Source organism: Pseudomonas sp. CYM-20-01, assembly GCF_023169845.1.
Taxonomy (GTDB): Bacteria; Pseudomonadota; Gammaproteobacteria; order Pseudomonadales; family Pseudomonadaceae; genus Aquipseudomonas; species Aquipseudomonas azotoformans.
Genome location: NZ_AP025169.1, coordinates 1379949 through 1400523 on the forward strand (window position 1 = coordinate 1379949; position 20575 = coordinate 1400523).

General features: G+C 60.0%; 18 protein-coding genes. 6 read left to right on the forward strand and 12 right to left on the reverse strand.

Going from position 1 to position 20575, the window contains the following annotated elements; genetic code table 11:
• Positions 1-35: 35 nt before the first annotated feature.
• The 3 genes from alg8 to yaaA all read right to left on the reverse strand — a co-directional run bounded on the left by alg8 (position 36) and on the right by yaaA (position 4584).
• Positions 36-1517: a mannuronan synthase gene (gene alg8, locus M2497_RS06055; RefSeq protein ID WP_162276396.1), complete on the reverse strand. Its 1482-nt coding sequence runs from the start codon at positions 1515-1517 to the stop codon at positions 36-38.
• 81 nt (positions 1518-1598) lie between these two features.
• A complete protein-coding gene (locus tag M2497_RS06060; protein WP_248486301.1) occupies positions 1599-2915 on the reverse strand; it encodes a nucleotide sugar dehydrogenase in 1317 nt (438 codons plus the stop codon).
• 889 nt (positions 2916-3804) lie between these two features.
• The gene (yaaA, locus tag M2497_RS06065) at positions 3805-4584 is read right to left on the reverse strand and encodes a peroxide stress protein YaaA (protein WP_248486303.1); all 780 of its coding nucleotides are present in this window, start codon (positions 4582-4584) and stop codon (positions 3805-3807) included.
• Positions 4585-4703: 119 nt separating this feature from the next.
• On the opposite strand from yaaA, the gene M2497_RS06070 reads away from it, so the two are divergent.
• Both M2497_RS06070 and M2497_RS06075 read left to right on the forward strand, forming a co-directional pair.
• Positions 4704-5828: a polysaccharide deacetylase family protein gene (locus M2497_RS06070; RefSeq protein ID WP_248486305.1), complete on the forward strand. Its 1125-nt coding sequence runs from the start codon at positions 4704-4706 to the stop codon at positions 5826-5828.
• A gap of 339 nt (positions 5829-6167) precedes the next feature.
• Positions 6168-7562 carry a PhoH family protein gene (locus M2497_RS06075; RefSeq protein ID WP_248486307.1) on the forward strand — a complete coding sequence of 465 codons (1395 nt, stop codon included), beginning with the start codon at positions 6168-6170 and terminating at the stop codon, positions 7560-7562.
• Positions 7563-7613: 51 nt separating this feature from the next.
• Here the strand turns inward: M2497_RS06075 and M2497_RS06080 are convergent, their stop codons facing one another.
• From M2497_RS06080 to M2497_RS06090, 3 genes are read right to left on the reverse strand one after another with little or no spacing between them, the layout of a single operon-like run.
• Positions 7614-10676 carry a MexW/MexI family multidrug efflux RND transporter permease subunit gene (locus tag M2497_RS06080; RefSeq protein ID WP_248486309.1) on the reverse strand — a complete coding sequence of 1021 codons (3063 nt, stop codon included), beginning with the start codon at positions 10674-10676 and terminating at the stop codon, positions 7614-7616.
• The gene (locus M2497_RS06085; RefSeq protein ID WP_248486311.1) at positions 10673-11824 is read right to left on the reverse strand and encodes an efflux RND transporter periplasmic adaptor subunit; all 1152 of its coding nucleotides are present in this window, start codon (positions 11822-11824) and stop codon (positions 10673-10675) included. The genes M2497_RS06080 and M2497_RS06085 overlap by 4 nt, the downstream gene beginning before the upstream one ends.
• Before the next feature lie 22 nt (positions 11825-11846).
• A complete protein-coding gene (locus M2497_RS06090; protein ID WP_248486313.1) occupies positions 11847-12260 on the reverse strand; it encodes a VOC family protein in 414 nt (137 codons plus the stop codon).
• Between the two features lie 47 nt (positions 12261-12307).
• Here M2497_RS06090 and M2497_RS06095 point away from each other — a divergent pair, with 47 nt between their 5' ends.
• Positions 12308-13234, forward strand: a complete 927-nt coding sequence (locus tag M2497_RS06095) for a LysR family transcriptional regulator (protein WP_058422911.1) — start codon at positions 12308-12310, stop codon at positions 13232-13234.
• On the opposite strand, the gene ribD is transcribed toward M2497_RS06095, so the two are convergent.
• The 6 genes from ribD to M2497_RS06125 all read right to left on the reverse strand — a co-directional run bounded on the left by ribD (position 13213) and on the right by M2497_RS06125 (position 19089).
• The gene (gene ribD, locus M2497_RS06100; RefSeq protein WP_248486314.1) at positions 13213-14319 is read right to left on the reverse strand and encodes a bifunctional diaminohydroxyphosphoribosylaminopyrimidine deaminase/5-amino-6-(5-phosphoribosylamino)uracil reductase RibD; all 1107 of its coding nucleotides are present in this window, start codon (positions 14317-14319) and stop codon (positions 13213-13215) included. The two genes, M2497_RS06095 and ribD, sit on opposite strands and share 22 nt — an antisense overlap.
• The gene (locus M2497_RS06105; RefSeq protein ID WP_248486316.1) at positions 14316-16019 is read right to left on the reverse strand and encodes a WD40 repeat domain-containing protein; all 1704 of its coding nucleotides are present in this window, start codon (positions 16017-16019) and stop codon (positions 14316-14318) included. Before M2497_RS06105 ends, ribD begins: the two co-directional genes overlap by 4 nt.
• Positions 16020-16059: 40 nt before the next feature.
• The gene (gene ribA / locus M2497_RS06110; protein ID WP_071494069.1) at positions 16060-16674 is read right to left on the reverse strand and encodes a GTP cyclohydrolase II; all 615 of its coding nucleotides are present in this window, start codon (positions 16672-16674) and stop codon (positions 16060-16062) included.
• 58 nt (positions 16675-16732) lie between these two features.
• Entirely contained in the window at positions 16733-17740 is a 1008-nt protein-coding gene (locus M2497_RS06115) for an SUMF1/EgtB/PvdO family nonheme iron enzyme (RefSeq protein ID WP_248486318.1), read from the reverse strand.
• A gap of 63 nt (positions 17741-17803) precedes the next feature.
• Positions 17804-18550 (reverse strand): class I SAM-dependent methyltransferase, encoded by a 747-nt coding sequence (locus M2497_RS06120; RefSeq protein WP_071494067.1) that lies wholly within the window; start codon positions 18548-18550, stop codon positions 17804-17806.
• Positions 18551-18642: 92 nt separating this feature from the next.
• Positions 18643-19089, reverse strand: a complete 447-nt coding sequence (locus M2497_RS06125; protein ID WP_071488582.1) for a DMT family transporter — start codon at positions 19087-19089, stop codon at positions 18643-18645.
• Between the two features lie 199 nt (positions 19090-19288).
• Between M2497_RS06125 and moaC the strand changes: the two genes are divergently transcribed.
• Genes moaC through moaE form a run of 3 tightly spaced genes read left to right on the forward strand, consistent with a single transcriptional unit; the run spans position 19289 to position 20456 of the window.
• Positions 19289-19762 carry a cyclic pyranopterin monophosphate synthase MoaC gene (gene moaC, locus M2497_RS06130; protein ID WP_248486320.1) on the forward strand — a complete coding sequence of 158 codons (474 nt, stop codon included), beginning with the start codon at positions 19289-19291 and terminating at the stop codon, positions 19760-19762.
• Complete coding sequence (gene moaD / locus M2497_RS06135) at positions 19759-20001, forward strand: molybdopterin converting factor subunit 1 (protein WP_177050154.1); 243 nt, start codon at positions 19759-19761, stop codon at positions 19999-20001. Before moaC ends, moaD begins: the two co-directional genes overlap by 4 nt.
• A gap of 2 nt (positions 20002-20003) precedes the next feature.
• Positions 20004-20456: a molybdopterin synthase catalytic subunit MoaE gene (gene moaE / locus M2497_RS06140; RefSeq protein WP_248486322.1), complete on the forward strand. Its 453-nt coding sequence runs from the start codon at positions 20004-20006 to the stop codon at positions 20454-20456.
• The last annotated feature ends 119 nt before the right edge of the window (positions 20457-20575 follow it).

Genomic DNA, 20575 nt, shown 5'->3' on the forward strand with positions numbered 1-20575 from the left:
AGTTCGGTTTCCTAGTTAATTCAGGCTTGGCAGGGTCAGACCATCATCAGCAACACGGCAACGAAGATGCTGCCGGCTGAGAAGGTCATGGTCCGAGACGACCAGGTGTTGAACCAACGTTGAAAGCTGGCCAAATCGCGGGTCAGTTTGGTGTCCTGGCGGGTCCAGGACTGTTGATCGAGGCGGAAGAACACGTAGATCTTCACCAGCGCGCCCATGATCTGGTTGTAATAGAGAATCACCGGGTACGCGGGGCCGATCTTGTGGCCGGAGCACGACAGCAGCAGGGTGAGAATCAGGCGAGTGATGCCGATCCACAGCAGGTACGCGAGGATGAAGGCGCCGCCGTATTTGAAGGTGGCGATGATCGCCACGGTCAGGCCGAGCAGGGACGTCCACATCGACACGCGCTGGTCGAACAGCACGATGCTGGTGAACAGGCCCAGCCGACGCACACCCAGGCCCAGGGCTCGGGAGTTCTGGCGCAGGTTGTTGCCGTACCAGCGGAACATCAGCTTGCGGCTGGCCTTGATGAAGCTCTTTTCCGGCGGGTGTTCCACGGTGTTGATCGCGGCGTCCGGCACGTAGAAGGTGTCGTAGCCCAGGCGCATCAGGCTGAACCAGCTGGACTTGTCGTCGCCGGTGAGGAACTTGAAGCGGCCCAGGCGCCAGTGCTGCAGCGAGTCGCTTTCCACGTCGGCGATAAAGCCCGGGTCGGTGACCACGCTGGCACGGAACACCGACATGCGGCCGGTCATGGTCAGCACGCGCTTGGACAGGGCCATGGAGCACATGTTGATGTGACGCTGGGCGAAGCGCAGTTTGTGCCACTCGCTCATGATGTAGCCGCCGCGCACTTCGCAGAACTCGTTGGTGGTCAGGCCGCCGACATTGCCGAACAGTTGGAACCACGGCACGGTCTTGCGTACCACACCTTCGGCGAGCACGGTGTCGCCATCGATCACCGCAACCACGGCACGGTCATCCGGCAGGTGGCGGGAGATGGCGCGGAAACCGAAGGCCAGGCCGTCGCGCTTGCCGGTGCCGGCGATGCGCACGAAGTCGAGCTTCACATGCTCGGGTGGGTTCATGCGTTCCCACAGGCTCTTGACCAGCAGCTCATCGGACATTTCCACCAGCGAGCAGACCACGGTGGTGGGGAAGCCACATTCGATGGCTTCACGGATTACCGAGCTGTAGACCTGCGCGGTGGTCAGTGCATCGATACGGAAGCTGGTGACCATCAGGAACACATGGGACGGGTCGGCAGCCTTGCCCAGCTTGCGCACTTTGCGGCGCAGGTGTGGGTAGACCACGTACAGGAACAGCATGCCGCGAAAGAAATGCGTAGCACCCATCGAGTAGCGCCAGATGCCGACGGCGCCAATCAGGAAAATAAAATTCTTCGACTCGGAGTCGAACGTACTCGCTGGCAAGAGCAGGGCGAGTCCCATCAGCAGGCTCAAAAAGAACAGCCAGCCGGCGGATTGGAGCAGTACGTGTTTTAACTTGGACATAAGCGTCATCCGAAGGTGAAGAAGGCTCCCGGCTGCAAGCGCTGGGGAAGTACGCTTGCAGCCCGGAACTTGCCGTTGCTGTTACCAGCAAATGCCTTCGGTACGGCCTGTGGCACAGGTGGCCTTGGACATGAAGCCCACCAGGTCGATCACTTGCTTGCCGTGCGGTGCGTTTTGCGCCAGGGCACGGAATTTCTCGTCACGGTTGCCGAGGATGATCACGTCGGAGTTGTTGATCACGTCGTCGAAGTCCGAATTGAGCAGGGACGACACGTGCGGGATCTTGCCTTCGATGTAGTCCTTGTTCGCACCGTGGACACGGGCGTACTCGACGTTGCTGTCGTAGATGCTCAGGTCGAACCCCTTGCCGATCAGCATTTCGGCCAGTTCGACCAGCGGGCTTTCGCGCAGGTCGTCGGTGCCGGCCTTGAAGCTCAGGCCCAGCAAGGCGACTTTGCGTTTGTCGTGGCTGGAGACGATGTCGAAGGCGTTCTGTACCTGGGACTCGTTGCTGCGCATCAGCGAGTTGAGCAGCGGCGCTTCCACGTCCAGGGAGCTGGCGCGGTAGGTGAGGGCGCGCACGTCCTTGGGCAGGCACGAACCACCGAAGGCGAAGCCTGGGCGCATGTAGTACTGGGACAGGTTGAGGGTCTTGTCCTGGCAGACCACTTCCATCACTTCGCGACCGTCGACGCCGACAGCCTTGGCGATGTTGCCGATTTCGTTGGCGAAGGTCACTTTGGTGGCGTGCCACACGTTGCAGGTGTACTTGATCATCTCGGCAACGGCGATGTCCTTGCGGATGATCGGTGCGTCGAGTTCTTCGTACAGCGACTGCAGGACATCGCCGGAGGCTTTGTCGAACTCGCCGATGACGGTCATCGGTGGCAGGTCGTAGTCGGCGATGGCGGTGGATTCACGCAGGAATTCCGGGTTGACCGCGACACCGAAGTCGACGCCGGCTTTTTTGCCGGAGCAGTCTTCGAGGATCGGGATCACCACGTTGGCCACGGTGCCCGGCAGTACGGTGCTGCGCACGACCACGGTGTGGCGGGTGGTTTTGTCACGCAGGACAAAACCGATTTCGCGGCACACGGCCTCGATGTAGTCCAGTTCCAGGTCGCCGTTTTTCTTGCTCGGCGTGCCGACGCAGATCATCGACAGGTCAGTATCACGGATGGCGTCGGCGAAGTTGGTGGTGCCACGCAGCCGGCCGGTTTCGATACCCTGGCTCAACAACTCGCCCAGACCGGGCTCAACGATGGGCGATTTGCCTGCATTGATCAGGTCAATCTTGTCCTTGGAGATGTCTACGCCGACCACATCGTGGCCACGGGCAGACAGGCAACCGGCACAGACTGCGCCAACGTAACCTAAACCAAATATGCTGATGCGCATCGCATTTACCTCTTTGTCTTCAAGACCGTATTAATCATGCCAATAATTGGCCGGAGTTCATGTTTGCAAGCGTCACTGATGCCACGGAAGTTGGGCGAATAGACGCCGACTTACCGCGTACAGGCATGTTAATTAGTGAGTGACTAACTATTGCACTCAAGTTGTGCGCAACTTGGCCTTGTTATTGGGGCTTGCCCTGAAATGCAGCCGGCCTTTCTGGGGAAAGGTGCCGACGCCAGTGCCGCAAGACCCTGATAGAGGCTTTTAGCCTTTATTTATCAACGTCTTGGGTGTCATCACTGACACATTTGGGTAAGCGCTGCCTTGGCCTATAGGGGATAGCAATTGATCCTTATCGCCGCCCTCAACTCATATCAGTTGATGATATGACCCGTGAGTCAAAGTTGATGAGGCAACTTTGCTACTTCCTTGGGTCGTCATGTAAGTCATCTCTTACAGAAACAGAGAATTTCGTTACCGGTGGTATGAGCCGTGGGTTTAGGCGAAGTTCCGGGCCGCTCATCCTGTTTCCTGAAATTTCTTGAAATATTAGGAAAGATGGCACTGGTAGTATATTGATAGCACTTGCTATTTGAGCCAGTAGTTATAGGGAGTTGGCGCGCTGGGATAGTTTTGTGCCACTAGTGTTTGAAAAAAGTGGTGCCACTACAAAAAAAATCGACGAATGTCGAGTGAAAGAATTGTTAGAGATGCGTCGGGATATTTTTTGACGTCAAAAAAATGACGATTCGCGAATTAAAATGCGGTTAAAAATGTGGGAGGGGACTTGCCCCCGAAGACGGTGGGTCAGCTAAAGATAAGCTGGCTGATCCATCGCCATCGGGGGCAAGCCCCCTCCCACATTTGTTCATCAGTGTTCTCGGGAGCTTTATTCTGGTGCGTGATCGCGCAAAAACACCAGGTTATCCGGCTTGGACTGCTCGGCGTTGAAGCGATAGCCCTGCACATCAAACTGCTTGAGCTTCGCCGGGTCGTTGATGCGTTCCTCGATCACAAAGCGGCTCATCATCCCCCGGGCTTTTTTGGCGTAGAAGCTGATGATCTTGTACTGGCCGTTCTTCAGGTCCTTGAACTCGGTGTCGATGATCCGCGCCTTCAAGGCCGTACGCTTGACCGCCGAGAAGTATTCGTTGGAGGCCAGGTTTAGCAGCACGTCGTCGCCTTGTTCGGCCAGCGCTTGGTTGAGCCACTCACTGATACGCGTGCCCCAGAAGGCGTACAGGTCCTTGCCACGTGCATTGGGCAGCTTGGTGCCCATTTCCAGGCGGTACGGCATCATCAGGTCCAGGGGGCGCAGCAGGCCATACAGGCCCGAGAGCATGCGCAGGTGGTCCTGGGCGTAGCTGAAGTCGGCATCGCTGAAGGTCTCGGCGTTCAGGCCGGTGTACACATCGCCCTTGAAGGCCAGTAGCGCCTGCTTGGCATTGTCCTGAGTGAATGCCGGGGTCCAGCTGCCGAAGCGGGCGGCATTGAGGCCGCCGATCTTGTCGGATACGTGCATCAATTCGCTGATTTGCGCCGGGCTGAGGGTGCGCAGTTGCTCGATCAGCTCCTGGGAGTGGTCCAGGTACTGCGGCTGGGTAAAGCGCTGGGTCGCCGGCGCGGTCTCGAAATCGAGGGTCTTGGCGGGGGAAATCACCATCAGCATGAAGTCGTCTCCTTTAAACGTGAGGCGATTCTAGGGGCTGGGGCGTTTTGACTCCACCTATGATGGCGATAGGCGTGATCCGCTATGATGGCCGGTGACTCTGGAGAGGGAGACCCTGTGTGCGAATAGCGCTTTTATTGTCGGCATGCCTGCTATGCCTGAATGCCCAGGCGGCGCCCGTGGATGTGGCCAGCCTGGACCGTGGCTCCTGGCCCGAAAAACTCGGCAGCCCGGCGCTGTTCGACGTGGCGTCACGCGCCGAAATCCTGATGTTCGCCCACAGCCTCCTGGCCAGCGAGAACCAGGACGAAACCGCGCTCAAGCAGCGCCTGGGCCTGAAGATCATCAACCTGGCCGCCATCGACGACCTGCGCCGCCAGCTCTGGCAGCGCCTGCTGGAGAACTACACCTTAGCCCAGCAGAGCTGCGAGGAAGACGCCTCGTTCTGCTATCTGGTGGAGAACATGGACGACCTGCGCGAGCAGGCCGGCAAGTTCGAGGTGAGCGAAGACTCCTTCTATATAGGCTGGGCCGCTCCGAGCCATACCTTCCATGAGCGCTACCTGGATGAATTGCTGCGCAAGGCCGCGCTGTTTCCGCAGATCAGCAGCGAAGTCGCACGTTTCGGCGACCATGAGCGCAATGGCGACGAGTTCAACGACCGCCTGTTCCTGCTGACGTTCGACGGCGGCCCTGCGCCGGTCAGCGGCAATACCGACTGGCTCGCCGACTATTTGCGCAAGCAGAAGATGAGCGCGACCTTCTTCACCCTTGGCAGCAGCCTGCAGGCCCGTGTCGAGCGCAGTTCGGTTGCCGATGTGCAGGCGCTGTACCAGGGCCAGTGCGTCGGCACCCAGGGCTGGCAGTACCGTTCCCACAGCCATTGGGTGGACTGGCAGAGCTCGATTACCCGCAGCGCTTCGCTGGCACAAAACCTGATGCCGGAAAACTACGTGCCGCTGTTCCGTCCGCCCTATGGCCAGCGCCGCGCGGACAGCCAGGGGTTCTTTCAAGCCCAGGGCTTGCAGGTGGCGTTGTGGGACATCGATTCCCAGGATGAACCGGGCAAGCTCAAGGCCGATGAGTCGGCGCAACGGGTGCTGACCTTGATGCTGTTGTGGCGCAAAGGCGTGATTGTGTTCCACGACACCCAGGACAAGGCACGGGTCGCTTTGCCCATGCTGTTGCAGGCGACGGCGCAGAGTGGTCTGGGTTGGCAGGACTGCCGGGAGGCGTTTCGCTGAAGTGCCCGGAACTGTTGGGTTTTGGGCGATTTCGGGGTGATTTTGTGCGACATTTCGATGCAGGCGGACTTCCGACTTTAGCGGGGTAAGTGGCACTCGGCTAGTGCTATTCGTCATCCTGAAAAATAAACTTCAAAAAAGCGTCAAAGTGCTTTTTCCTGTCACACGTTTTGCGGTATTACGAAGTCAGATCGCCGAAACCTGCAACACAGGTGGCGTCTTCCAAGACTCCTCATGTGGGCACTGCGCTTGACGTCACTCAGGTGCAGTCGGTGGTCGAATCGAGGCGCAGCACCGCCCAGGTATTGCGTCGACTGGCTCCCACAAAGGTGACCGAGTATGGATGATCATGGACGTAACCCTTCTTCCGACCAGCCAATCCTTTATGTGCTTGATACCAACGTATTGATCCACGATCCAAACGCACTGCTCAACTTCGAAGAACACCACGTCGCCATCCCGATGATCGTGCTTGAGGAGCTCGACAAACTCAAAAGCGGACACCACAGCGTGGCCGCCGAATGCCGCCAGGCCATCCGCCTGATCGACAAGACATTGGGCGAAGCCTCGCCGGAAGATGTTGAAGTCGGCGTGCCGATCCAGCGCGGCAAAAGCGGATCCAAGGGCTTGCTGTCGATTCTGATGAGCAAGCGCAGCGAGCCCAACAGCCTGCTGCCGGAGAACCTGAACGACAACAAGATCATCAACCAATTGATCGACCTGCACGCCCGCGACAAGGAACTGCGCGTGGTGCTGGTGACCAAAGACATCAATATGCGCCTCAAGGCCCGAGCGTGTGGGATCGCGGCCGAGGACTACAGCACCGACCAACTGGTCGACGACGTGTCGATGCTGTCCCGTGGTTATCACATGATGACTGGCTCGTTCTGGGACCGCGTCAGCAAGGTCGAAACCCGTCAGGACCATGGCCGTACCTGGCACCAGGTGCAGCTGATCGACAACCTGCCGGCCGTGCACATCAATGAGTTCATCGTCGACGAACAGGGCTTCGTGGGCTGGATCAAAGAGATCCAGGTCGACAAGCTGCTGATCCTCGACCTGCATCAGGAACCCCTGTTGCACCAGGAAGCCTGGGGCCTGAAACCGCGTGATATCTACCAGAGCCTGGCGCTGTACGCGCTGCTCGATCCTGACATCCACCTGGTCAACCTGACCGGCGCCGCAGGCTCGGGGAAAACCATCCTCGCCCTGGCTGCCGCCATCGAACAGACCATGGTGACCAAACGCTATCGCCGCATCATCGCCACCCGCAGCGTGCAGGGCCTGGACCAGGAAATCGGTTTCCTGCCCGGTACCGAAGCGGAAAAAATGGAGCCGTGGCTGGGGGCGATCACCGACAACCTCGAGGCCTTGCACATGGATGATGAAAACACCCATGGCAGCGTCGACTACATCCTCAGCAAAGTGCCGTTGCAGTTCAAATCCCTCAACTACATCCGAGGTCGCAGCTTCCAGCAGAGCCTGATCCTGATCGATGAATGCCAGAACCTCACGCCGCACCAGATGAAAACCATCATTACCCGTGCCGGCGCCGGTTCCAAAGTGGTGTGCCTGGGCAACCTGGCGCAGATCGACACCCCGTACCTGTCCGCGACCAGCTCCGGGCTGACGTACCTGACTGAACGCTTCAAAGACTTCCCGAACGGCGTGCACATTGCGCTGCAGGGTGTTCCACGTTCGATCCTGGCCGAATACGCCGAATCCCATCTCTAACCGTCAGCACCTACCAAAACGGGCGTCCCATGGGGCGCCCGTTTTTTGTGCTCAGGCCGATTGCTCGACCTGTGCCCAATCGATCGCCGGTTTATGTGCCCTGGACAGCAGGGTGTACACCGACGGCAGGACAAACAAGGTAAACAGCGTGCCCACCAGCATGCCGATCACGATCACCAGCCCCAAGCCAAAACGGCTGCTGGCACCGGCACCCGACGAGAACAGCATCGGCACCAGGCCCACCACCATGGCCGCCGTGGTCATCAGGATCGGCCGAAGCCGAATGCGTGCCGCGCGCATGATCGCCTGGGCCGGCGTGCAGCGGTACAGCACCTGCAGCTCGTTGGCGAACTCGACCATCAGGATCCCGTGCTTGCTGATCAGACCGATCAGGGTGACGAGGCCGATCTGCGTGTAGATATTGATGGTCGCCAGCCCCAGCGCCAGGGGAATCAACGCGCCGCAGATCGACAGCGGCACCGTGATCAGAATGATCAGCGGGTCGGTCAGGCTTTCATACTGCGCGGCCAGCACCATGTAGATCACGATCAGCGCAAACAGGAAGGTCAGCATCAGCGCATTGCCCTCGTGGATGAACTGCCGCGAATCGGCCTGCCAGTCATGGCTGAAACTGGCGGGTAACTGGCGGCTCTGTTCCTGCAAGAAAGCCACTGCCTGGCCGAGGCTGACGCCGGGTGCCGGAATACCCTGGAAGGTCGCGCTGTTCTGCTGGTTGAACTGCTTGAGCTTGTTCGGCTCGATCACGTTGTGCAGGCTCACCACGGTGGACAGCGGCACCTGCTGGCCGGTGTCGGTGTCGACGTAGAAGCCATTCAGGTCCTGGGGCGTGAGGCGCCGCGAGGCCTGGCTCTGGGGGATCACATCGTAGGAGCGGCCTTGCAGGGCGAACCGGTTGGTGTAGTTCTCACCGATCAACACCGCCAGGGTACTGCCGATGTCCTGCATGCGAATCCCCAGGCTGTTGGCCTTGCTGCGGTCGATGCGCACTTGGGTCACCGGGTTATTGAACGCCAGGTCACTGTCGACCACCGCAAACAGCCCGCTGGCCCGCGCCTGGGTTTTCAGCGCCTCCATGGCCTGGTACAGCGAACGGTAGTCTTCTGTACTGCGCATCACCATTTGCACCGGCAAACCACCGGTGGAGGCGGGCAGTGGCGGCAACTGAAACACGAAGATCGAGTTGCCTTCCACGGCGTCGACACTTTGTTGCAGCTCGGCCTGGATCGTCGCGGCGCTGCGCTGGCGCTGCGACCATTCGGTGAAGTTCACCCCGGCAAAACTGGCGGCGACGCCGTCATTGCCGTTGATGATCCAGGTGCTCACGGTCTCCGGCAAGTGGCCGAGAATCCCGCTCAACTGATAGGCGTAGCGCTCTACATAATCCAGGTTGGCGTGCTGTGGTGACTTGATCGCCAGCAGCAGGTTGCCCTGGTCTTCGTTGGGCGCCAACTCCTTGCTCGCATTGCCATACAGCCAGGGCAGGCTGAGCAGCACCACGGCGCCGAACAACAGGATCAGCCCGCGCTTGCGCAGCGAACCCAGCAATGCGCGCTGATATAGGCGTGCCAGGCGGTGGAAGAAGCGCTCGGCCAGGCGGCTCATGGTGCCTTCGTGCTCCTGGCCAGGTAGCAGTTTGGCGCACATGACCGGGGTCAGGGTCAGGGCGATTACCCCGGAGACCAGCACGGCGCCGGCCAGGGTCAGGGCGAACTCCTTGAACAGCGCGCCTGTCAGGCCGTTCATCAGGCCGATGGGCATGTACACCGCCGCCAGGGTGATGGTCATGGCGATCACCGGCGAAGCGATCTCGCGCGCGCCGAACAAGGCAGCCTGCAGCGCGCTGCGGCCTTCCTTGACATGCCGGTGGATGTTCTCCATCACCACAATGGCGTCATCCACCACCAGGCCGATCGCCAACACCATCGCGAGCAACGTCAGCAGGTTGATGCTGAAGCCGAACAACGTCATCAAACCCAGGGCGCCGAGCATCGACAACGGAATGCTGACGATGGGGATGATTACGCTGCGCACCGAGCCCAGGCACAGGTAGATGATCACCACCACGATCAGGATGGCCTCGATCAGCGTTTCGATCACTTCGATAATCGAGGCTTCGATAAAGTGCGCGGTCTCGAACGCCAGGGCCACCTTGACCCCTGGCGGCAGGGTTTTCTCGATGTTCGGCAACAGGCGCTTGATGTCGGCGACGATCAACAGCGGGTTGCCCTTGGGGGTCGCATAGAGGCCCAAGTGCACCGCGGGCTTGGCGTCCATCAGCGCACTGGTTTCATAGGCCGCCGAACCCAGTTCGACGGTCGCGATATCGCGCAGGCGCAGCAGGTGGTCGCCGTTGTTGCGGATGACCATGTTGCGAAACTCATCGAGGCTGCTCAGGTCGGTGTTGACCTGAATCGAGGAGATCACATAGTGGCCTTTGATCTGCCCCGGCGCTGCCTGGAAGTTGTTGTTGCGGATCGCCTGTTCCACCTGGGCGGCACTGATGCCGTGGCCTGCCATGCGTTGCGGGTCGAGCCACAGGCGCATGGCCAGGCGCTGGCCGCCGAAGGTCTCGACCTTGGCCACGCCGTCGATCGTGGAAAACAACGGCTGCACCACGCGGCTCAGGTAATCGCTCAAGGCCGAGGCCGACAGCGAATCACTGGAAAACCCCACGTACGCCACCGCTGTCGCATCGCCGGCGGAACGTTCGATCACCGGATCATAGGCCTGTTCAGGCAGGCGGTATTTGACCTGGTTGACCTTGGCAATCACATCGCTCAACGCCTTGGCCGAGTCCTGGTTGAGTGCCATGCGCAGGGTGATCTGGCTGCGGCCCTGCACCGATGAGGAACTGACATAGTCCACGCCTTCCACCGAGGCCAGGGACTGGTTGATCGGTTGGGTCACAAAGCCTTGCATCAGCTCGGCGGGGGCGCCGGGGTAGTCGGTGGTCACGCTGATCACCGAGCTTTCCAGCAGCGGATATTGACGCATAGGCAGGTCGAGGTAGGCCTTGAGCCCGGCCAGTACGATCAGCAGGCTGACCACCAGGGCCAGTACCGGGCGACGTACGAACAGGTCGGTGAATTTCACGGGTTTTCTCCGGCCATGGTCATCCCCGAGGGCGGGTTGGCGTCGCTCAACACCGTACGTTCGAGGGGCTCGATAGCGGCACCGTCACTGAGCTTGATCTGCCCGGAAATCACCACCTGGTCACCCGGATTCAAGCCTGCATCGATCACCACGCGACCATTGCGCCGTTCGCTGGTCTTGACCAATACGCGGCGGGCGACGGGCGGGGTGTTGGCATCGGCCGATGGCTGCACCACGAATACGTCTTCACCGTAGGCGTTATAGGTAATGGCGGTTTCCGGCACGCTCAAGGTGTTGCCGGGCAATGACTGTGGCAGGCGCACTTTGGCGAACATGCGCGGCAGGGCGCCGTCGGTGGGGGCCTGCAGTAGCGCCTGGACACTCAGGGTGCGTGAGCGGTCGAGGAACGGGTCGATACTGCTGATGCGTGCGCTGAAGCTTTGCCCCGGCAGGGCGTCGAGTTGTACATCCAGGGTATTGCCGACCTTCAGTTGTGCCAGGGCTTGCTCCGGCACGCTGAAGTTCACGTACAGGCCCTTGTCGCCGACCAGGTTGATCAGGCTGTCGCCGGGGTTCACAAATTGGCCCAGGTGAACCTTGCGAATCCCGAGGGTGCCAGCGAACGGTGCACGAATGGTCAATTGGTCGATCTGCGCCTTGAGCTCCTGCAGGGCGCCTTGAGCGGTGGTGTATTCGGTCTGGGCATTGTCGAAGGCTTCGCGAGACGTGGCGTTCACCTTGACCAGGGTGCGCGAGCGTTCCAGCTTGACCTTGGCATTTTCCAACTCACCCTGCAGGCGCATCAGGTTGCCGCGTTGGGGCGCATCGTTGAGCCTGACCAGCACTTGGTCGCGCTCGACGCGCTGCCCGGATTCCACTGGCAACTGCACCACACGCCCGCCGACTTCAGCCGGTACGCTCATCTGCTGCACGGCTTCCAGCTCACCGATGGCTTCCAGATAGCGGGTGAACGGTGCGTCGCTGACCGGCGCCACCGCCACTTTGATCGGCGCGGGCGCGTAGGCAGCGGCAGCCGGATGGCTCCAGCGCCACAATGCCCACGCCAATGCAATAAGGATGACCACGGCAATCGACAACGCCACGGTGGTTCGTGAGACGGCACGTCCGGATCGACTGACGTGTGACATAAGCTTCATTCCTTGATGGCAATCAGTAGATGGGCCAGCAGCCCGGCGTCAGTAGTTCGACGAGGTTCTCATCCGGATCGCGGAAATAGATGCTCGATCCACCCTTGGGCCAGTGGGTGCGCCCCTCAATGGCAATATCTGCGTTGTCCAGGCGCGCCTCCCAGGTCGGCAGGTCGTCGGCGTCGATGGCAAAGCAGATATGAATGCGCCCGTTGGCGTCATGGGGCGGGATCTCGCCGCCGCTCAAGTATTTGGTTTGAAGAGAGGCGCCCCGTTTGAAGAGCAAGAGGGTATTCTGCTGGCCGACGTTTAACGCGACGAGTACGTTGCTCTCGACCATCGTCTCAAGCTCCAGGTGCTGGGCGTAAAACGCTTTGGCGCGGTCGAGGTCGTCTACGTACAGCGCGGTCTCAATGATTCGTTTGAGTTGAGGCATGGTTTTGCTCCTTGTTGAAGGTTGCTCCCTGAGATGGAATTCACAGCATGGTCACGGTCCTACTGCGCAATATCGATTTGAATCTGTTGGTGGTGCTCGATGCACTGCTGACTGAAAAACACGTCACCCGCACCGGTGCACGACTGCATTTGAGCCAGCCGGCCATCAGTCATTCCTTGAGTAAATTGCGGGTGCTGCTCGACGATCCGATCCTGATCCGCGAGGGTAACGAAGTGGTGCTCAGCGCCCTGGCGCAGAATATCCAGGTGCCGTTGCGCGACATCCTCAGCCAGATCGAAACACTGTTCGGCAAGTCCATCGACTTCGACGCGGCCAGTTCCCAACGCACCTTTCAATTGGCGATGTCGGACTACGGTGCGGCGATTATCCTGCCCAAGTTGCTGGTGCGACTGCGCAGCGAGGCGCCGAACACCACGCTGGTGGTGACCCAGGGCAGCCGGCATGCGATGTTCGAGCAAGTGGCGCAGGGCAAGATCGACCTGGCCCTGGGGGTGTTCCCCAGCCTGACGCCCGATGTGTCGATGGAAGTGTTGTTCGAGGAAACGTTTTCCTGCCTGCTCGACCGGCGGACCCTGTCCAAGGACGGCATGCTCGATCTGGAGAGCTACCTGGATCGTCCGCATATCCAGGTGTCCATGGATGGTGGTGCCAATGGTGAAGTAGACAGCCTGTTGCGTGCCGAAGGCTTGCGCCGTCGTATCGCCGTCAGTGTGCCGCACTGGCGTACGGCGCCGAGCCTGTTGCACAACACCGACCTGATCCTTACCGTCGCCACCCGCACGCTGGAAGACACGTTGCTCAACCCGGACCTGGTGCAGTTGCCGCCACCGTTCAGCATTCCGCGCTTTCCCTTTGTGCAGATCTGGCACCAGCGATTCTGTGACGATCCGGCACATGCGTGGTTGCGCGAACAGGTCAAGCAAGTGGTGGCTCATACCGTGCAGGTCGACTGATCGGGGCGCAGGCGTAACCGCAAGTCCTGGCCCAACTGGGTCACTTCGTACAGGGTGAAGTCCAGGGAATGGGTGAGGTTTTCCAGCTCCGGCAAATGCACCAGCGGCCGTGCGAGGTCGCCGAGCAGGCGCGGCGCGACGTACAGCAACAGCTCATCCACCAGCCCGGCGCGCAGCAGGTTACCGGCCAGGGTCGGCCCGGCTTCGACCATCACATCATGCAAACCGCGCTGGCTCAGATGGACCATCAAGGCATGCAGATCGAGACCACTCTGGTTGCCCGGCAGGCCGAGCAAGCGCTCAGTGTTGGCGCCTGGCGGCAGATGTTGCTCGTGCACCACATGCAGGCTTGGCGCCTGGTCGTCGAACACCTTCGCGGTATCGGGCACCCGCGCCTGGCTGTCGAGGATCACCCGCAGCGGCGCGATGGCTTCGGCAGACGCCATCTCACGTACGGTCAATGAGGGGTTGTCGGCCAGCACCGTGCCGCTGCCGGTGAGGATCGCCGCACTGCGCGCTCGCCAATACTGCACATCGGCCCGCGCCCTGGCGCCGGTGATCCATTGCGAGCGCCCGTTGTTCAGCGCGGTGCGGCCATCCAGGCTCATGCCCATCTTCAACTGCACCCACGGCCGATGACGCTTGACCGAGGACAAGAAGCCACGGTTCAACTCGCGGGCGGCCGCATTGAGCAAGCCCACGCGCACCTCGATCCCGGCGTCGCGCAGTTCGGCGATCCCACGACCGTCGACCTGCTCGAATGGATCTTCGTGGGCGACGACCACACATGCCACGCCAGCCTCGATCAGCGCCAGGTGACAGGCGCCGGTGCGCCCGACATGGCTGCAGGGTTCCAGCGTCACATAGGCCGTGGCGCCCTTGGCCAGGGCACCGGCCTGGCGCAGGGCGAAGACCTCGGCGTGCGGACCGCCCGCACGCCGATGCCAGCCTTCGCCCACGATGTGTGCACCGTGGGCGATGACGCACCCGACCCGTGGATTGGGCCAGGTGGAGTGACTGCCGCGCTCGGCCAACGACAATGCATGGTGCATATGTTGAAAGTCGATTTCGCTGAAGTGGGTCATGGGCGGCGTTGCCCTGCCACAGCGTGGGCGGTGATCGGGTAGATACGCCCGTCGTAGGCGCTGGCCAGGAAGCCACTGCCTTCGGCGTCATGGGTCAGGCATGAAATACCGCTGGCGGTGATCTTCTCCACCTTTGCCCATTTGCGCTTGGCCAGGTCGAACACGGCCACGGTGCCGCCGTAGCTGCCGGTGGCGATCATCTGGCGGTCCTTGGAGATGGCAATGCACTTGATCGAGTGGCTATGAGGGGTGTCATACACCTCGCTGTTGCCGGCTTGCCACAGGCGCAGCTTGAGGTCGCGACCGATACTGGCAAAGCCGCCCTGGATCTGCGTGCAGCCGTTGGAAATACGGTCGTGGGCCTTGTCCAGGTAGGTTTCCAGTTCGAAGTCGCTGATCCGGAAGAACGCCGCGGCCGCTGTCGCGCATACGCTGAACAGGTACTGTTCATCGGCGGCGATGCCCTTGATGGCGTTCTCGTGCATGCGCACTTCGCGCAGGAAACGCGGCTGCTGGTGTTCCAGGTTGAAGATCAAGGCTTCGCCAGTGTACGTACCGATTGCGGCGTGCAACTGGCCATCTTTTTCAAAGGTGGTGCCGCAGTTGAGCGGTGAGCGGTGCTGGTAGATGACGTCGCCGGTCTTGGCGTCGAACACCGTGCCCATCTGGCCGCCGGTCAACACGCTGTCGCCGAAGGGCAGCAGGAAGTTGCACAGGCTGCCGGCCTTGGTGCTGGGCTGGCCATTGATCTGCAGGATGCCGGCATCACCGATGCTGTAGATGTCGTCGCCGACCACGGTGACTGCGTTCAAACTGATGGCCGGCTCGATGCCGCCCACGTCCCATTCCTGAGTGGTGAAATCCCAGGTGGCGTAGGTTGAGCCGAAGGTCACGAAGGCGATGCGATGGTTGCCCAGCAATGCACAGCTGCGTGGCCAGATGATGCTTGGCAGTGAAGTCTGGGCGGTTTTTACCAGTTGGTTATCGGGCGTCAACTCCCACAGCATGACGCAACGGTCGTAGCTGAGGCTGACCAGCAGGCGCTGCGCGTCGTTCCATACGATGCGCTTGATGCCCGCGGCATGGGCAGCTTGCAGGTAGGTGCCGCTGCTGCTGATCACGGAGATTTTGCCTTCGTCGTCACCGGCGAAAATGATGCCCTCACGGGACAGGGCCACCGTGTCGGTTTCGACGCCGCCCAGGTCGATCAGGTCCAGTTGTTCGCCGCTGGCAGCGTCCCAACGGCGGATCGAACCGTCATCGCTGCTGGACACCAGGGTCTTGCCATCGGCGGCCCAGCACACCGAAATCACGTCGGCATCGTGACCGCTGAGGATCCGCAGGGTTCGCCCGCTGAGGTCGAACAGGCGGATGCTGTGGTCCCGCGAGCAGGTGGCGATGGTCTGGCCATCCGGCGAGAAGGCGGCCATTTCGATGTCGTCATCGTGACCCACCAGCACGCTTTTCAAGCGCAGCGAGGGAATTTCCCAGACGCGGGCGGTGTAGTCGCTGCTGGCACTGACCAGCAGGGTGCCGCTGGCGTTGAACGCGCATTGGTTGGCCAGGTGGTCGTGGAGCACACGCTGGATCGGCGTCTTGGTTTTTGCATCCCACAAAATAACCTGGTTGTCATAACCGGCGGTTGCAACGTACGTATCGTTGAATGTTGCGATACCGCTAATAGGGCCAAAGTGTCTCATGCGTCATCATCCTTAATGTAGTGTGGGCGAAAGAAAGTGTTCAGGCGCGCTTCGGTTGTTTCATCAGGTTGATCACGTGATTTTTCTTATCGACTTTCGCTTGCAAGTAATGAGTGTTATGTCGGGTGACAAACACGCCGGTCGGAATAACGTTGTCCACTACAATGCCGTTATCCACCAGGGCTTGAACTTTGTCCGGGTTATTGGTGATCAATTGGCACTGTTTGATGTTCAGCGCTTTCAACATGCCTGCGGCCATGGAGAAATCGCGGTCATCTTCCGGAAAGTTCAGATGAGTATTGGCTTCGAACGTGTCCATGCCAGAATCTTGCAGGCGGTAGGCGTCCAACTTTGCATATAAGCCGATGCCGCGGCCTTCTTGCCGCAGGTAGATAAGATAGCCACCCACTTCCTGCATGCGCAGGATCGACTCGTTTAATTGCGGGCCGCAGTCACAGCGCTGTGAACTGAATACATCGCCGGTCAGGCATTCGGAGTGAATACGCACCAACGGGCTGATGGGATTGGCGGGGCCAAGCTTTATCACGATATGTTCGTGTGCCGTGTCCAACCCACTGAACGTGTAGAAAGTTCCAGGGTTGGAATGGTCGTCCAGGGGGATATCAACATGGTTGCGTACGCTTAGGCGGTTCATGGCGGTTCCTTCCGTGCTTGAATGTTCAACGCGTTATTGTTTTGGTACAGAAGAGGGATTACAGGGTTTGTGCGAGGCGAAAGCCCATTACGTAAATCTGTCGCGGATACTTGCCGTGACGCCGGCAATTTCGGGTCAGGTCGCGAAACCGCGTGAAGCTGCCACCACGGGCGATGCGGTGGGTGCCAACCACAGTGACGAGGTCGTCGGTGATGGCGGTGCCGCCGGGGTAGGGGGCGTAGTCGTCAGCGACGAATTCTTCGACATTGCCGGCCATGTCCAGGCAGCCAAATGGCGACGCACCCTCGACCAGAAGGCCGACCGGGGTGGTGTCGAACAGGCCCAGTTCAGCGGTGTTGGCACGCTCGGGCAGGAAGGTATCCCCCCAGGGATATTCGAGGTTTTCCGGGCCGGCGGCGGCGTATTCCCATTCCGCCTCAGTGGGCAGGCGGAAGCTGCGGCCACTGGCTTCGCTGAGCCAGGCAGCGTAGGCGTCGGCGTCTTCGGCAGTGACCCCGTAGACCGGATGGTTGGCGCGTTCTTGAGGGTACTGTCCGAACGCCCAGCTTTCGGGAATCCGTGCCTGCGTGTTGGCTTCGAGAAAGGCTCGGTATTCGAGGTTGGTCACCGGGTATTTACCGATGGCGTAGGGCCGCAGGTGTACGCGGTGACGAGGGACTTCCTTGGCGATCCAGTCCCGATCCAGGCCCAGGCCGCGCATGTCGTGCATCACCTGGTCGACCGCCGATTCGGCCAAACCGATCTCGACGGTGCCTGCGCTGATTTGAATCATCGTAGGGTTGAGTACATCGAGCCTGGGGTCGTTGGTCAGTGCCAGCAGTTGGGCGGCGGCATAGCGCCAGGCCAACGGCGAGACAGGGTTTTCGACGCGGTTGGCCAACTGTTCGCTGGTCTCTTCCGACACCAGGCGCCAGGCTGCCAGCGGCAACTTGAGGTTGACGGCTTCGTGGAAGTGCTCAGGTAGGCCCATCAAGAAACGGTCTGTCATTTCGGCGGTCAGGGGGCCGTCGAACACGGGCCAATGGTTGAAACCCTTGGAAGTCATAACGCTCGTTTTCCTACTGCGTGGGAGAAAAGGCACGTACACCCAGGCGCACGTACCCGGCCTTCAGAGGGTGCAGATCAGTCCGGTTTGCAGGCAGTTGCGTTCGAAGTCATCCCAGTAGCCCTTGGGGTGCTTGGCCCGCTCGGCCTCGGAAATAATCGGTTTTTGCCACTGCAGGCGGGAGAAGCCGGCTTTCATGATTGCCAGCTCATAGCGCTCGCGGCTCCAGCGATGGAAGGTGAAGGCGCTGGGCGGTGTGGTGACGAATTCGGCGTGGTGACGGAAGCCGCCTTCGTGGGGTTCTTCGGTGAGTACGTGCACGCCGTATTTGGTGAAGTTGCCACGTTTCAATTGAAAGGTTGGCTCTACCGTGTAAGCCACGACCCGTCCGCCGGGGGCGAGGTTCTTGGCGACGACTTGGAACATCTTGTCGAGTTTTTCTGGCGAATCGGCGTAGTTGAACAGCCAGGCGGCGGTGATCAGGTCGAATTTGCCGAGAATGCCCAGATCGCAGATATCGCTGACGTGGTACTCGATCGGCTCCTGGTTGCGCGCCGACTCTTGGCGGGCCAGGTCAATCATGGAGGCGGAAATATCCACGCCAACCACTTTGCTGGCACCTTGGCGATACAGCTCGCGTCCGAAAAAACCGAAGCCGCAGGCCAGGTCCAGTACGGATTTGCCCTTGGGATTACCGACCATGCTGAAGAAGGTCGCGGTTTCCACCGAGCGCTGCGAGGCGCTGTCCGTGAAAGCTTCGAAGCGTTCGCCGATGGCGTCGTAAGTTGCCGTTGCAGTTTGAGTGGTCATTGCCTCACCTTTTTAAAGTTAATAGCTGTCGTCAATCCCTGACTGGGAACATGAAGAGTTCTTCTGTTTTCGGTGACCCTGTTTTGTCTGAATCAAGTGCGAGTGGTAATAAGGAACCCTCCTATGACGACAAGTACGCCGACCAGTTTGTTAATGTTGAGAGACTGTTTGGGGAAACCCAGCAGGCCGAAATAGTCAATCGCAATTGAAACGATAAGTTGTCCGATCAATACCGCCATGATGAAGTTGAGGGCGCCCAGTCGAGGCGCCATCAATAACGCTACGGTAATATAAAAAACGCCGGCAACACCGCCCATCCAAATCCACCAGGGCCCGTCTTGCACGGCGGCAAGATTAGGGCGAGGCGCCTTGACTGCAATAATGACAACAATGAGTACAACCAGGCTGACCAATAGGGATACTGCAGTGGCCCATAAAGGATGACCTAGCAGATTACCCAGTTTCGCGTTGGTGCCTGCCTGCAAGGGCACTGCAAAACCGGCGAATAAACTGAGCAGGATGAAATACAGTAAGGTCATGAAGTAGGCATTCCGTTTTTTTTCAAGTTTTACGGTGCTTGGATTGTTGGCGCCAATTCTTTGTTCTGATGGGGAGTATTCGTCGCACTGATCGGGCATTTGGCTACTCGTGATTCAGCGGCGGGCTACGGGTGTAATCAGGTGTGCGCAATCTTGACCGACGGGTTTACAATCGCTGCTCCTGATCAGGAGTATCCCTGTGCTGACTCATCTCGATTCCCAAGGTCGCGCCCATATGGTCGACGTCACCGACAAGTCCGTGACGTTCCGTGAGGCCGTGGCCGAAGCGCGCGTGCGCATGCTGCCCGAGACCCTGAAAATGATTGTCGACGGCGCCCACCCCAAGGGCGACGTGTTTGCGGTGGCCCGCATTGCCGGGATCCAGGCGGCGAAAAAAACCAGTGACCTGATTCCCCTCTGCCACCCGTTGATGTTGACGGGCGTCAAGGTCGAACTGAGCGCCGACGGTGCAGACTCGGTGCATATCGTGGCGCGCTGCAAACTCTCCGGCCAGACCGGCGTGGAGATGGAAGCCCTGACCGCCGCCAGCATCGCGGCGCTGACGATCTACGACATGTGCAAGGCGGTGGACCGTGGCATGACCATCGAAAGCATTCGCCTGCTGGAAAAACTCGGCGGCAAAAGCGGGCATTTCAAGGCGGACCAGGCATGAGCATCAACGTATTATTTTTTGCACGTTACGCAGAAGCTGTGGGCTTTGATTCGCTGGAGATGGAGGGCGAGTTCGCCACCGTTGATGCTGTGCGCCTCGCGTTGGCCAGTGACCCGGAGTTTGCAGTACTCAACGAGACCAGCCTGATGTGCGCGCGCAACGAAGAGTTGTGTGGCCTCGATGAGCCGGTGCAGGCGGGTGACGAAGTGGCGTTCTTCCCCCCTGTGACTGGAGGCTGAGCATGGCCATTCGTGTACAGGCCCAGGCCTTTGATCCAGGCAGCGAGGTGAATGCCATGCACGCGGCCAACGTTGGCGTGGGCGCGGTGGTGAGTTTCGTGGGGTATGTACGCGACTTCAACGACGGCCGTGAGGTGTCGGGGATGTTCCTTGAACACTACTCCGGCATGACCGAGAAGGCCCTGGCCAAGATCGCCGTCGAGGCTGAACAGCGCTGGCCGTTGCTCAAGCTGGAGGTGTTGCACCGCATCGGCGCGCTGGAGCCGGGTGAGCCGATTGTGTTCGTGGCGGCAGCCAGTGCCCATCGCCAGGCGGCGTTTGATGCCTGTGCGTTTGTGATGGACTACCTGAAGACGCGGGCGCCGTTCTGGAAGAAGGAGAACACCAGTGAGGGGCCGCGTTGGGTGGAAGGGCGTCACAGCGATCACGCCGCCGCAGATCGCTGGAAGTCTTAGGCCAAACACAGCACCAAATGTGGGAGGGGGCTTGCCCCCGATTGCAGTGGGTCAGCCAACAGAGATGTTAGATGTGCCATAGCTATCGGGGGCAAGCCCCCTCCCACAGTTTTTACTGC

Excerpts from the sequence above, each read along its gene's own strand:
- M2497_RS06115 (WP_248486318.1), bottom strand. The coding sequence starts at position 17,740 with ATGACTTCCAAGGGTTTCAACCATTGGCCCGTGTTCGACGGCCCCCTG.
- ribA (WP_071494069.1), bottom strand. The coding sequence starts at position 16,674 with ATGAACCGCCTAAGCGTACGCAACCATGTTGATATCCCCCTGGACGAC.
- yaaA (WP_248486303.1), bottom strand. The coding sequence starts at position 4,584 with ATGCTGATGGTGATTTCCCCCGCCAAGACCCTCGATTTCGAGACCGCG.
- M2497_RS06085 (WP_248486311.1), bottom strand. The coding sequence starts at position 11,824 with ATGTCACACGTCAGTCGATCCGGACGTGCCGTCTCACGAACCACCGTG.
- moaE (WP_248486322.1), top strand. The coding sequence starts at position 20,004 with ATGGCCATTCGTGTACAGGCCCAGGCCTTTGATCCAGGCAGCGAGGTG.
- M2497_RS06095 (WP_058422911.1), top strand. The coding sequence starts at position 12,308 with ATGGTCACGGTCCTACTGCGCAATATCGATTTGAATCTGTTGGTGGTG.
- M2497_RS06075 (WP_248486307.1), top strand. The coding sequence starts at position 6,168 with ATGGATGATCATGGACGTAACCCTTCTTCCGACCAGCCAATCCTTTAT.
- M2497_RS06120 (WP_071494067.1), bottom strand. The coding sequence starts at position 18,550 with ATGACCACTCAAACTGCAACGGCAACTTACGACGCCATCGGCGAACGC.
- M2497_RS06060 (WP_248486301.1), bottom strand. The coding sequence starts at position 2,915 with ATGCGCATCAGCATATTTGGTTTAGGTTACGTTGGCGCAGTCTGTGCC.
- alg8 (WP_162276396.1), bottom strand. The coding sequence starts at position 1,517 with ATGTCCAAGTTAAAACACGTACTGCTCCAATCCGCCGGCTGGCTGTTC.
- M2497_RS06105 (WP_248486316.1), bottom strand. The coding sequence starts at position 16,019 with ATGAGACACTTTGGCCCTATTAGCGGTATCGCAACATTCAACGATACG.
- M2497_RS06090 (WP_248486313.1), bottom strand. The coding sequence starts at position 12,260 with ATGCCTCAACTCAAACGAATCATTGAGACCGCGCTGTACGTAGACGAC.
- moaD (WP_177050154.1), top strand. The coding sequence starts at position 19,759 with ATGAGCATCAACGTATTATTTTTTGCACGTTACGCAGAAGCTGTGGGC.
- ribD (WP_248486314.1), bottom strand. The coding sequence starts at position 14,319 with ATGACCCACTTCAGCGAAATCGACTTTCAACATATGCACCATGCATTG.
- M2497_RS06125 (WP_071488582.1), bottom strand. The coding sequence starts at position 19,089 with ATGACCTTACTGTATTTCATCCTGCTCAGTTTATTCGCCGGTTTTGCA.